The following is an 11,874-nucleotide window of genomic DNA, read 5'->3' as shown; positions in this document are numbered from 1 at the left end:
GCCGCCGCGACGTCACAGACACGTACGGCAGGCACGACCCGCAGGGGACGAGCCGGGCCGCCGCGACGTGAGAGGCACGTGCGGCGGCCACGGCGGCTATGCCGTCAGGCATCGGTCACACGCCCTGCGTGGCCTTCCGGCGGCGCAGCGCGTACATGCCGGTGCCGGCGACCGCCAGCGCGGCCAGCCCGCCGGCGGTCACACCCGGCGCGGAGGCCAGCCCGCCGCCACCGGTGTGCATGCCACCGCGCGGCTTGTCGTGCTTGCCCTCCCAGGAGCCCTTCTCGTGCTTGTCGCCCCAGTCGCCCTTCTCGTGCTTGTCACTCCAGTCGCCCTTGTCGCCGTAGCCGTCCTCGTCCTGCTTGCCGCCCCAGTCGTCCTCGTCCTTGTACGTGTCCGGGTCGTGCTTGGAGTGGTCCCAGTCGTCCGAGTTCACCGCGGCCAGCGCACCGCCGCCGGTGTGCACGCCGCCGTGCGGCTTGCCGTGCTCGTCGTGCTTGCCCTCCCAGTCGCCCTTCTCGTGCCCGTGCTCCTTGCCGTGCTCCTTGCCGTGCTCCTCGTGCTTGCCCCCTTCGTCGCCCTTGGCGGCGTCGGAGTCCTTGTCGTGCCGGGAGTCGTCCCAGTCGTCGGCGGTCACGGCGGCCAGCGCTCCGCCGCCCGTGTGCATGCCGCCACGCGGCCCGTCGTGCTTGCCGTCCTTGTGGTGCTCCTTGCTGTAGGAAGAGGTGGTGTCGTGGTCCCAGTCACCCGTCGCCTCGGCGTAGGCGGCGGGTGCGGCGATCGCGAGGGCGGCCGTGGTCGTGGCCGTCGCGAGCAGCATGCGGGCAGAGCGCATCGGTTAGTCCTTCCGTCGCGGTCCGGGCAGCTGACGCCTCGCCAGCTCACGAGACCCGGTCTCGACGTGAACCACCGTCAGTCATGCCGGTCCGTCCCACCATCCGGAGCGGTCACACGGGTTACGACGACACTCCGACGGCGGCATACCCCGGGGCGTGCGCCCGCGCCCGGGGGCTCTCCGTGCGCGCTCCCGTCAGCGGCGTCCGAAGCCCCGGTGGGCCATGCGGGCCGGGTCCGGGTCTGCCAGCTGGGCCGCCATGCCGACGAGGACCAGCCCGCCCGCGATGAGCAGGCCCTGGGCCAGGACGATGCCGGAGCCCAGCACGGCGACGCCGAACGCAAGCCCCCACCAGGCTCCGGTCCGCCGGTACTCGCGGGGCCGGGCGGGGCGGCCGGATCTCATGGCCCGGGTGAACCGGGGGTCCTCCCGCTCGAGTCGTGCTTCGAGAGCGACCAGACGGTGGTCTTCGGACTGGGGCACGGCTTCTCCTTCCCGGAACCCGAGCGCTTCGAGGCAGGGCACGGCCGAGGCCATGACAAGTCCTGGGGTGTCGGGCCCTGTGACGGCGCGGGGGGAGACAGGCCGCCGATGCGGTGGTGCGGCGCGCCACGGCTGTCTCACCAGGGCTTCAGCTTCTCCCCCCTCCAGCGGCTTCCACCATCGGGCCCCACCCTCATCCTTCCCGGTGGCCGCCCCTCACGAACGCCGGTCCGCGAGCGGGGTGTTCGGTCCGAGGATGGGTGCTGTCACGGATGGCGGCAGGGCCGGGCAGCGCACACCCTGGGTGGTGAGGTCTCGATGAGGGGGGCGCGCGGTGCCCTTGTTCCGGCGGATCTTCCTGCTGACGGCCGGACTCGCCGCGATCCGTCGGGGCCTGCCTCACCGTCCCCGTCCCGCCCTCGTACCCGATCGCGACCGGAACGGCCGACCATGAGCGACTCCCCCACCCGCATCCTGCTCGCCGACGACCACGCCCTGGTGCGGCGCGGTGTCCGGCTCATCCTGGACGCCGAGCCCGACCTCACCGTGGTCGCGGAGGCCGACGACGGTGCCGAGGCCGTCGCCCGGGCCCGGGAGCACCGGCCCGACCTGGCCGTCCTCGACATCGCCATGCCCCGTCTGACCGGGCTCCAGGCCGCCCGGGAGCTGTCCCGGAGCTGCCCGCGGACGCGGATCCTGATCCTGACCATGTACGACAACGAGCAGTACTTCTTCGAGGCGCTCGGTGCCGGGGCGTCGGGTTACGTCCTCAAGTCCGTCGCGGACCGCGACCTGGTCGAGGCGTGCCGGGCCACGATGCGGGGCGAGCCGTTCCTGTATCCCGGTGCGGTCGACGCGCTGATCCGCGACCATCTCGGCAGGGCCCGGGAGGGCGGCGCGGGCGCCTCCCGGGCCCTCACCGACCGTGAGGAGGAGATCCTCAAGCTCGTCGCCGAGGGCCACACCTCGCAGCAGATCGCGGACCTGCTGGTCATCAGCCCCAAGACGGTGGAGCGGCACCGCGCGAACCTGCTGCAGAAGCTCGGCCTGAAGGACCGTCTGGAACTGACCCGCTACGCCATCCGCGTCGGGCTGATCGAACCCTGAGCGCGTCCGCGACCGGTCGCCTTCAGCGCTCGGCCTCGGCGGGCTGAGGCGCGGACCGTGTGCTGTCGCCCGCGGGCTCGACGTCGTACGCCGGGGCCGTGCGGCGGGGCAGGAAGCGCTGGCCCGCCCGGAGCGCGCGGGAGAGCAGATGTGCGCGTCCGGCGGCGATGGGGCCGAGGACCGCGAGGACGAGGACGTACCCCGCGATGAACGGGGCGAGCCGGGCGTCGAGACCGGCACCGGCGGCCATGGCGGCCAGGATCAGTGCGAACTCCCCGCGGGCCACGAGGGTGGTGGCGATCTCGGCGGCGGGATCGAGGCCGTAGCGGTACACGCGGGCGACGAGGAGACCCGCGGCGACGTTCATCACGAGGGTCAGCGCGGCCGCCGCGGCGACCGGTCCGACCACGGAGACGATGTCGCCGGGGTCGATGGAGAGCCCGAAGGCGAAGAAGAAGATGGCCGCGAAGGCGTCGCGCAGTGGATGCACGAGGCCCCGGATGCGCGGGCCGGAGGGGGTGCCGGCCAGGATCAGGCCGACCATGAAGGCGCCGATGGCGTCGGCGACTCCGAGGACCTCGGCGACTCCCGCCACCAGGACGGCCGCGCCGAGGAAGCTGATGACGAGCAGTTCGTTGTCGCGGGTCGCGATGAGGCGCCCCACCGGTTTGGTGCCGTAGCGGGCCGCCGCGGCCAGCAGCAGCAGGAAGCCGAAGGCCTTGGCTCCCTGAAGGACCATGTCGCCGACGCCCTGGGCGCCGCTGATGACGGGCTGGAGGGCGGCCAGGTACAGCGCGAGGAAGATGTCCTCGACGACGATCACGCCCAGGATGAGGCGCGTCTCCGGGCGGCCGATGCGGCCGAGGTCGATGAGGATCTTGGTGACGATGGCGGAGGAGGAGATCCCGAGGACACCGGTGAGGACCAGTGCCTCGCGGACGCCCCAGCCCAGGGCGAAGCCGAATCCCAGCCCCGCGCCGACGTTGAGCAGCAGGTAGATCCCGCCCGCCGTCAGCAGGCGCCGGCCGCCGCTCCTGAGGTCGTCGAGGTGGAACTCCAGGCCGAGGTAGAAGAGCAGCAGCACCAGTCCGAGTGCGGAGAGCATCTCGAAGTCGTGTGCGTCCTGGACGATGACCAGGCCGGGGGTGTGGGGGCCGAGCAGGATGCCCGCGAGCATGAACAGCGGGATCGTGGGGAGCCCGATTCTGCCGCCGAGGCGGGCGAGGAGGGCGGCGGCCAGGAAGGCTCCGCCCATGGCGAGAAGACTGTCAGCGTGTCCCACGGATCACCACCTTGGTGGACGCGCAGGCGGATCGTTTCACCGAGCGGGGATGGATAGGGGCTCCTCCTTCAGGGGGCTGTGACGGGCAGCGTTGTGCGCCTGCGGGCGCAACCCGGGGCCGCGGCCATGATCATCGGCGCGTCGGCCCGGGCGGTGCTGCCAGCCTCACACGGGCACCGGTGGCGTCACCATCGGTGCCCGCACCCACATCCGGGTGGGAACGACACCCATCCCCGGCGAGGCGGTGCCCGTCACACCTGCCGGTGGTCGATGCCCAGCAGGCTCGCGGCCGCCCGGAAGTCGGCCGTGCGGCGGCCGACCGCGAGGGACCAGTGGTGGCCGACGCCCGTGGCGCTCCAGGCGTCGACCCATTCACCGGGGTCCCGGCCGAAGTCGACGCGGCTGGTGGTGTTGCCGATCTGCAGCAGCGGTCCCGGTACGACGGTGCCCTCCGAGGTGACGAAGGACAGACTGCCATCGGCGTCCTGGCCGAGGCCGAGCAGGGTGACGGGCCCGTGCCGGACGTCGAACTCGACGCTCACGCCCCAGCCGCGTTTGCCGTGGTAGACGCCGAGCCCACGCAGCAGCGGGTCGCGGGCGCCGACCGCGAGGTGGGCGGGGCCGTCGTGGCCCATCTCCACCACGCCGTCCTCGAAGTTCAGGGCCTGGATCTCGGTGAAGGAGCCTCCGGCGCCGACACTCTGGGAGGCCAACTGGGCCACGGACGTGCGCAGTTCGTACTCACCGGCCGCGGGCACGCCCCGGGCGGTGAGCAGGGAGGCGCCGAGGATCATGCCGGCGCCGAGCCGCTCGTGCAGCTCGCCGTCGAGTCCGCGGTGGTAGTAGGCGAGGCTGTCGAGTTCGAAGTCGGCGACCAGCCGGTCCAGGGCGACGGACACGGTCGCGCCCCAGGCGAAGTCCTCCTCCACCACGCTCTCGTCGAGGGTGAAGATCTGCCGGGCGAGGGCCATCCGCTCCCGGGTCTCCGTCTCGGTCACCCGTTCCACCCGGTGCCGCAGGTCGTCGAACTCCAGGACCTCCACGTGCGAGCCGAACGTCGTGGCGAGCAGCGTCGGATCGGTCTGCACGTCGAGCATGCCGGGGTACACGTGCCCCATGAGGCCGTGCCGGGCGTGCCGGAGCGCGGCACGGATGTGCGCCGCCCGGATCCACTGCTCGATGCGCCGCCAGGCGGACTCCTGGCGCAGCCAGCCCGACACCGACCGGAAGGGGATGCCGGCGCGCCGGAAGACGTTGCCGACCTCGGGGACGGGGCACTGCCCGCAGTAGGCCAGCCAGGCCCCGGTGTCGAAGGCGGCGTGGTCCATCCTCTCGGACGGCTGGAGGTCGATGACCAGCACGGGTGTGTGCGAGCGCCGGGCGATCGGCAGCACCATCGACGAGGTGAGGTAGGTCGTCAGGAACAGCACGATCAGGTCGCAGTCGGCCCTGCGCAACTCCTCGGCGGCGCGGGCGCCTTCCTGGGCGTCGGAGACGAAACCGGCGTCGGTCACCTCCGCGTCCATCGCCCGGAAGCGGTCGGCGACATGGGCGGCCGATTCCTTCAGTTGCGGGAGGAGGCCGGGGAACTGCGGCCAGTAGGTGCCCAGTCCGCCGGCCACCAGTCCGATGCGGGTGCGGCGCCGGGTGACCGGCGGGAGCAGGTCGTGCAGGGCGGCGGTCCGTACGGCCGTGCGGTCCGCGGTCGTTGCCATGGTCGGTGCTCCTTGTCGGGGTGCTGCGGCTCAGGTGCTGGGCACGCGCAGGTCGGCTCGGTCCGGCACGGCGCTCGCGGAACGCGGGACCAGGACGCGGATGATGAACCCGCCCGCGAACGCCGCCGCCGTCATGCAGGCGGTGATCGTCCAGAGCAGGACGGAGGGGCTGTGGTCGGCCAGGGCCGGAGTGAAGAACGCGGCGACCGCGAAGACGCCCCGTGACAGGGCGTAGGTGAGGCCCTGGGTGGTGCCGCGGGTGTCCGCGGGCAGCGTGAGCTGCGACCACACCTTGTAGTTGGCCTCCCCGGCGAAGGGGTGGGAAAGCTGGTAGAGCACGAAGAAGACGAGCATGCCGGCGAGCGCGCCGGCGGTCAGGGACGCGATGACGAACGCGAGGACCTGCACCACTGCCGCCACGTGGAACAGCCGGTCGCGCCAGGGGCTGTCGGCGACGCGTACGAAGGCGAACGTGAGCAGCACCCCGACCGGGATGAAGGCCAGGTTGACCCCGGTGGCCAGGCTCTGCGAGGCATCGCTGACGGTGACGAGCAGATAGGTGCCGAACTGGCCGAAGGTGTTGGCCCCGAGCCCCCAGGCCACGTAGAAGACGAACGTCGCGGCCATCGGCAGCATCGCGGCGCGGGTCCACACGTTCTTCAGGGAGATGCCCTCGGGGGCGGTCTCGGTATCCGTCCCCGTGGGCCCGTCGGACAGCTTCAGCCGGGACCGGAGGGCCCAGGTGACGAGTGCGGCCACGGCCAGTTGCCCGGTGATGAGCCGGGCCCCGGTCATGCCCGTGGTGGACAGGGCGAAACCGAGGAAGATGGCGACGGCGATGCCCAGCATCCACATGACCTGGGTGAACGCCACCAGTCTGCCCCGGGCCCAGGAGGGCGCCGCGTCCGAGACGACGGCCAGGGAGGTCGGCAGGTCGGCGCCGGCCGCGAGCCCCGCGATGAGCACACCGGCCAGCAGGGTGATGTCGTCCGGCGCGAGGGTGATGACGAGGGCGCCGATCGCGAAGCAGAAGATGTCCCAGTTGTAGACGCGGCGGCGGCCGAAGAGGTCGGCGAGCCGTCCGCCGACGAGGGATCCGACGGCAATGCAGCCGGTGACGATCGCGCTGATCGCCCCGGCCATCCACACGCCCATGTCATAACTGTCGCGGTAGATGGCCAGGTTGACGGAGATGCTCACGATCAGCCCGGCGTCGAGGTAGGAGGCCATACCGGACAGGGCGGCGGCCTTCCAGAGCGGTCTGGGGATGGGGCGGGTACCGGCCATGATGCGACTCCGTCGTCTGGTGACATCGCGGTTCCGGGGGCCTGGTCGCAGCGAATATAGGGCGAGAAAAACGTTGCAACAAGGTGTCTCGCACGTATGGCTGACATGACGTCGAGTTCCGGACCCCCGTACGGGGGATATGGCGCGACCGCTCCAGCTCACCTACGGTGACAGTGGCCTGAAAACGTTTTAGGGGAAGGACCGCGTCCGTGATCTCCCCCGAGCTCCGGCGACTGTTCGACGACCCGCCCCGCGACTTCGGTCCCACTCCCCTGTGGTGGTGGTCGGGTGCGAAGGTCACCCGCGAGCGACTCGCCTGGCAGGTGCGGGCGTTCGCGGAGGGCGGCGTCCACAACCTCGTCGTCATCAACCTGGCCCCGGCCGGCCCGACGTTCGGGGCCCGGGCCGACGATCCGGTGTGGTTCGGTGAGGAGTGGTGGGATCGCTTCACCGACGCCTGCGAGATCGCGGCGGAGCTGGGCACGCGGCTGTGGTTCTACGACCAGATCGGCTTCTCCGGGGCGAATGTGCAGGGCGCTGTGACGCGGCGTCACCCCGAGGCCGCCGGACGCGCGCTGCGCTGTCGTGACGTGCGGGTCTCCGGGGGCACGGTGGCCCTGGCGGATACCGAGACGCCGCTGGCCGCGTACTCCCGGCAGGGCCGGCGGCTCGATCTCGGCGCGGGCGGGGGGCTCGTCGCGGCCCCGGAAGGAAGCGAGGTGCGGCTCGTCACCGCCGTCCCGACGGCGTTCGACTACCTGGACCCGCACGCCGTGGGCCTGCTGATGGACGCCGTCCACCACGAGTACGACCGCCGGGTACCGGAGTACCTGGGCACCGTCATCGCGGGCAGCTTCCAGGACGAGCTGCCCGGCACCAACGCCTGGAGCCACCGTTTCGCCGACGCGTTCCGCACCCGGCGCGGCTACGACCTGCTGGACCACCTGCCGGCCCTGTTCGGCACCGACGCCGGCGTGCCGGAGGGGAAGATCCGCGCCGACTACTACGCGGTCCGCGCGGAGCTCACGGAGGAAGCCCTGTTCCGGCCGCTCGCCGCCTGGCACCGCGAGCGGGGTCTGCTGCTGGGCAGCGACCAGAGCCACCCCGCCCGCGCGGGGTACCCGGCCCAGTCCACGCAGCTCTACACCGACTACTTCCGCACCCACCGCTGGTACAGCGCCGCGGGCAGTGACCACCACGGCGACGCCAAGGTGCACTCCTCCATGGCCCACCTCCACGGCCACGAGCGCGTCTGGATCGAGGCGTTCCACTCCTCGGGCTGGGGCGGCACCCTGGAGGACACCTACGACTGGCTGCTGCCGTTCCTGCGCAGCGGCGCCAACCTCTACAACCCGCACGCCAGTTACTTCGGCACCGCGGGCGGCTGGTTCGAGTGGGCGCCACCGTCGACCGACTGGCGCCAGCCCTACTGGAGGCAGTACCCGGCGTTCTCCCGGGCCGTGGCCCGGATCTGCTCGATCATGTCGTGGGGCGGCTACGCGGCCGACGTGGCGGTGCTGCACCCCACCGCCACCATGCAGGCCCTCGTGCCGCTGGACGCGCCGGTCCGGCACTTCGGCGACGGGCGGCTCGGCGAGGGCCACGCCCTCGCAGACGAGACGCAGCGGCACTACCTGGACCTGTGCGGCACGAACAACTGGCTCCGGCCGCATGCCGGTGCCCTGGACCGGCACGGGGTCTCCTTCGACGTCGTCGACGACGAGTCGGTGCAGCGCGCCGAGGCAGGCGACGGTGCCCTGCGGATCAGGAACCTGGCATTCAGGGCGGTGCTGCTGCCCTCGGCGAGCGTGCTGGAGGAGGACACGGCACGGCGGCTGACCCAACTGCTCGACGCGGGAGGGCGGGTTGTGGTCGTGGGCCGTGCGCCCGCGACGACGGCGGGCCGGTCCGGTGACGACTCGGTCGTGGCGGCGCTGCTCGCCCATCCCCGGCTGGAGCGGGTGTGCGACCCCGAGGCCGCCGCCGCGGCGGTGGCCGACGCGGCCGGACACGCCACGGGCGAGGTGCCGCTGCTCGTCCGGCGGAGAGGGAACGACGCGGTGGCGCTCGTCACGGCGGCCTTCCCGGAGATCGGCGCGCATCCCCTGCGACCGCCCGGCTCCATACCCGAGCCCAAGCGCGCCTCGTCCGTCACGGTCCGGGCGGGCGTCGCGGAGGCCGAGGTCTGGAACCCGGCGACCGGCTCGCGCGGTCCCGCCCGCGTCAGGGTCGTCGAGGACGGTGCCCTCTCGACGATCGAGGTGCCGCTGGAAGGCGCCCCGGCGGCACTGGCCGTCTGGCGTGAGGGCCGTCCGGCACCGGCGCCGCTCACGGGCCGGACGGCGGTCCGGGTGCTCGACGTCTCGTCCGGCTGGCACGGCCGGCTGGTGCCGACGATGGACAACACATGGGGCGATCTCGCTCTGCCCCCGGGAACGTCCGTGGCGGAGCCGCAGATCTGGACCATGGACTGGACCGAGGGGGCGACGTGGGAGCAGACCCGGGTCACCTACGGCAACCGGGTCCGCGTCCTGCCCCCGGTGCCCCTCGACCGGGCTCCCGAGCCGCTGGACACGGCGTGCGCGGAGCGGATCCTCGCCGGTGAACTGCCCCTGGTGCCGCCGGACTCGCGCTGGGACGCCGGGGTGTACTCGTCGAGCCGGGGCATCCTCGACCAGGGCGGCCTGCTGGGCACCAAGGGGCTGGTGAACGAGGAGTTCGTGCAGGTCCCCGTTCCGGCCGGCGGCACGGCCGCGCGGGTCCGGGCGATCGTGCAGACCGGCCATCGGGGGCCCGCCGAGCTGCACGTCGGCGCGGAGGCGGTCAAGCGGGTGTGGTGGAACGGGGAGCCGCTGGCCCCCTGCGGCGGCTACCTGGCCTCCGCCCCGGTCACCGTGGGCCGGGAGCGGAACGTGCTGGAGTACGAACTGTCGGACGCCCAGGACCGGCCTTCGACGATCTCGGCCACCGCGGCCACCCCGCTCGGCAGCTTCTTCTGCCTGTCGGAGCCGGGCGGGCTCGGGCGACGGCCGCGGTTCATGCGCCCACCGGACGGGATCCGGCCCGACGGCCGCGTCGCCTATCGCGCACGGCTCCTGGTCCCGGCCGGGGATGTGCGGGCGGTGCTCGTCGTGGGTGCCGCCTCGGCGGTGACGGTGTCGATCGACGGGGACGTGGTGGCGCGGCAGGAGAAGGTGGAGTACTACGAGGCGGACTGGGGCGCCGTGCCGATGTTCTTCCGTCACGAGCCGGAACTCGGGGCGGGCGAGCACACGCTGGAGGTCGTGGCCGACAGCGCCGACGTCCGGGACGCCGTGTACGTCGACCTGGTGGCGCGCTCGGCCTCGGGGGTGACGGCCCTGGTCAGTGGCGCCGGCTGGGAGGCCGAAGCGGGCGCGTGGCGGGGCCGGACCGTCGAGGACACGCGCAGGCGCGGCGAGTTGCAGCACTGCCACGCTGCCGTACGGGCGCACCCGCTCCCGGAGACCGCCTGGCTGGGCGGTGCTCCGGTAATCGGCGGTGGCGTATGGCCGTCGCGGTCCACCGATGACGTCCGCGCGGCCCGGCAGCGTTTCCGGTTCACCGTTCCGCCGGGAACGGTGTCGCTGGAGTTGCCGTTGGCGCTGCGCGCGCGGGTGCGGGTCGGGGACGGGAGGGAACGGGCGGTGACCGCTGACCGGCTGACGCTCCGTGAGCCGTTGACGGCACCCGCCCGGGTCGAGGTGGTGACCGAGCCCACGGCCGTGTTGCGGGGCGGCTCGGCCTGGCGCGGGCCGGTTCGGGTGCGGACCGTGCCGGCGCCGCTGGCGCTGGGTGACTGGCGCGAGGTGGGGCTGGGCGGTTGGAGCGGGGGCGTGGCGTACGCGCGGTCGGTGGAGGTGCCGCCCGGGCCCGATCCCGTGCTGGACCTGGGACGGGTTCGGGGCAGCGTGGAGGTGTCGGTCGACGGGGAGTTCACCGGTGAGGCGTTCTGTGCGCCGTACCGTTTCCCGCTGCGCGGTACGGCGGGGCGTACCGTCCGGCTGGAGGTGACGGTCCGGGGCACGCTGGCGCCGTATCTCGCGCAGGCCACACCGACCGCCTGGGCGTTCGCGTCGCAGCTGTCGTCGGGGTTGTGGGGGCCGGTGACGCTGCGGATTCCGTCCGGGGGCTAGGGCGAGTCGGTCAAGCCCGAGACTCGCCCGGAGGGCGGGCCGCGTGGTGTCCGGCGCGTGCTACGTGGTGTCGTTGGCGGCCGGGGCGTGGTTCGGGGCGTCCGGGGGCGTTCGGGTGGAGTCGCGCAGGACGAGGTTCGGGGCGAAGACGCGGGTCTCGTGGAGGTGGTCCGCGCGGGCCTCGATCTCGTCGAGCAGCATCTCCACGGCCGCCCGGCCGAGGTCCTCGACCGGCTGGCGGACCGTCGTCAGGGTGGTCGCCCCGAAGGTCGCGACGTCGAGGTCGCCGTAGCCGACGACCTGCACGTCCTGGGGGACGCGCACGCCGCGTTCGGTCAGGCCCCGGCACAGGCCCGCGGCAAGGAAGTCGTTGGTGCAGAACACCCCGTCGGGCAGGTCCTGCAGCCCGCGGGCGATCTCCGTGCCGTAGGCGACGGTCATCCGCTCGGCGACGACCTGGCCGAGCCGGGCCCCGCGGCGGCTGCGCACGGCCTGCCGGGCGCCCTGGTAGCGGTCGGAGCACTGGCGTATGCCGCGCTCGCCGTTGACGACGAGGATGTCGCGGGCCCCGCTGTCGAGGAGGTGCTGCACGGCGATACGGCCGCCGGCGATGTCGTCGACGGAGGCCGAGCAGCCCTCTCGGTCGGGCATCGCACGGTCGGCGAGGACGAGCGGGATTCCCCGCTCGCGCAGCCGGGCCAGCCGGCCGGGGTCGGCGCTGAGCGGCACGACGACGACTCCGACGGCCCGCTGCTCCACGAGCATGCTGAAGTAGCCCTGCTCCCGTTCGGGGGCGTCGCCGCTGTGGCACAGGACGAGGGAGTAGCCGTGGTCGTAGGCCGCGTCCGCGGCGCCTCGCGCGATGCGCGCGTAGAAGGAGTTGGTGACGTCGGGCAGGACGAGCCCGATCGCGCAGGAGTGGCCGGTGCGCAGGCCGGCCGCCGTCGAGTTCGACGCCGAGTTCCAGAGCAACCAGCAGTCACGTGCGCGTGCGCAGACCGGGGAGGGCCT

8 protein-coding genes are annotated in these 11,874 nt (G+C 72.9%); 2 read left to right on the top strand and 6 right to left on the bottom strand.

Annotated features, from left to right (window positions below):
- Nucleotides 1–115: 115 nt before the first annotated feature.
- Complete coding sequence (locus ABT116_RS33120; RefSeq protein WP_351641338.1) at nt 116–835, bottom strand: hypothetical protein; 720 nt, start codon at nt 833–835, stop codon at nt 116–118.
- Between the two features lie 195 nt (nt 836–1,030).
- Complete coding sequence (locus tag ABT116_RS33115; RefSeq protein WP_351641335.1) at nt 1,031–1,318, bottom strand: DUF3040 domain-containing protein; 288 nt, start codon at nt 1,316–1,318, stop codon at nt 1,031–1,033.
- 450 nt (nt 1,319–1,768) lie between these two features.
- On the opposite strand from ABT116_RS33115, the gene ABT116_RS33110 reads away from it, so the two are divergent.
- Nucleotides 1,769–2,425 (top strand): response regulator, encoded by a 657-nt coding sequence (locus tag ABT116_RS33110; protein ID WP_351641333.1) that lies wholly within the window; start codon nt 1,769–1,771, stop codon nt 2,423–2,425.
- Between the two features lie 22 nt (nt 2,426–2,447).
- On the opposite strand, the gene ABT116_RS33105 is transcribed toward ABT116_RS33110, so the two are convergent.
- From ABT116_RS33105 to ABT116_RS33095, 3 genes are all read right to left on the bottom strand, one after another.
- Entirely contained in the window at nt 2,448–3,707 is a 1,260-nt protein-coding gene (locus ABT116_RS33105; protein ID WP_351641330.1) for a cation:proton antiporter, read from the bottom strand.
- Between the two features lie 251 nt (nt 3,708–3,958).
- Nucleotides 3,959–5,422: an L-fucose/L-arabinose isomerase family protein gene (locus ABT116_RS33100; protein WP_351641327.1), complete on the bottom strand. Its 1,464-nt coding sequence runs from the start codon at nt 5,420–5,422 to the stop codon at nt 3,959–3,961.
- Nucleotides 5,423–5,452: 30 nt separating this feature from the next.
- Complete coding sequence (locus tag ABT116_RS33095; RefSeq protein ID WP_351641325.1) at nt 5,453–6,709, bottom strand: MFS transporter; 1,257 nt, start codon at nt 6,707–6,709, stop codon at nt 5,453–5,455.
- Between the two features lie 209 nt (nt 6,710–6,918).
- Here ABT116_RS33095 and ABT116_RS33090 point away from each other — a divergent pair, with 209 nt between their 5' ends.
- Nucleotides 6,919–10,863 carry a glycosyl hydrolase family 2 protein gene (locus ABT116_RS33090; protein WP_351641322.1) on the top strand — a complete coding sequence of 1,315 codons (3,945 nt, stop codon included), beginning with the start codon at nt 6,919–6,921 and terminating at the stop codon, nt 10,861–10,863.
- Between the two features lie 60 nt (nt 10,864–10,923).
- Here the strand turns inward: ABT116_RS33090 and ABT116_RS33085 are convergent.
- A partial coding sequence (locus ABT116_RS33085) for a LacI family DNA-binding transcriptional regulator (RefSeq protein ID WP_351641319.1) occupies nt 10,924–11,874 on the bottom strand: 951 nt, incomplete at its 5' end.

The sequence above is a fragment of the Streptomyces sp. NPDC002130 genome (genome assembly GCF_040296465.1).
Taxonomy (GTDB): Bacteria; Actinomycetota; Actinomycetes; order Streptomycetales; family Streptomycetaceae; genus Streptomyces.
This window is presented reverse-complemented; position numbering and strand designations above follow the sequence as displayed.

Excerpts from the sequence above, each read along its gene's own strand:
- ABT116_RS33120 (WP_351641338.1), bottom strand. The coding sequence starts at position 835 with ATGCGCTCTGCCCGCATGCTGCTCGCGACGGCCACGACCACGGCCGCC.
- ABT116_RS33110 (WP_351641333.1), top strand. The coding sequence starts at position 1,769 with ATGAGCGACTCCCCCACCCGCATCCTGCTCGCCGACGACCACGCCCTG.
- ABT116_RS33100 (WP_351641327.1), bottom strand. The coding sequence starts at position 5,422 with ATGGCAACGACCGCGGACCGCACGGCCGTACGGACCGCCGCCCTGCAC.
- ABT116_RS33095 (WP_351641325.1), bottom strand. The coding sequence starts at position 6,709 with ATGGCCGGTACCCGCCCCATCCCCAGACCGCTCTGGAAGGCCGCCGCC.